Source organism: Candidatus Binatia bacterium, from assembly GCA_023150935.1.
In the GTDB taxonomy this organism is placed as follows: domain Bacteria; phylum Desulfobacterota; class Binatia; order HRBIN30; family HRBIN30; genus JAKLJW01.
Genome location: JAKLJW010000173.1, coordinates 1 through 537 on the forward strand (window position 1 = coordinate 1; position 537 = coordinate 537).

General features: G+C 73.0%; 1 protein-coding gene. It reads right to left on the reverse strand.

Going from position 1 to position 537, the window contains the following annotated elements; translation table 11 throughout:
* The coding region (locus L6Q96_23580; GenBank protein MCK6557528.1) for a class I tRNA ligase family protein at positions 1-537 on the reverse strand (537 nt) is incomplete at both ends.

Here is a 537-nt window from a genome sequence, read left to right on the forward strand (position 1 = left end):
GGGATCGGCGGGCCCCAGTACCGCTGCCGCGAGATGCACCAGTCGTAGAGCCGGAACTTGACGACGCCCTTTCCGAGGCCGCGGCTCTCGAGCCAGCCGACGATCGCGGCCGCGCCGTCGGCCACGGTGCGTCCGGAGAAGTCGCCGGAGTTGACCAGCCGCCCGCCCTCGACCTCGGCCACCGGCTCCGGCAGCGGCGTCGACTCGGTCTCGCCGGGTCCGGCCACCACTCGGACGATGTCGAGCCCGAACCGGGTCGCGAACGCGAAGTCCCGGTCGTCGTGGCCGGGGACCGCCATGATGGCGCCGGTGCCGTACTCCATCAGGACGTAGTCGGCGGTCCAGATCGGGATCGGCCGGCCGGTGGCCGGGTTGGTGGCGTGGCCGCCGGTAAAGACGCCGGTCTTTTCCTTGTCGCCCACCTTGCGGGAGACCAGGTCCTGCGCCGCCGCGGCCTTCCGGTACGCGTCGACGGCCGACCGCTGGGCGGCCGTGGTGACCCGGTCGACCAGCGGATGCTCGGGGGCCAGCACCATG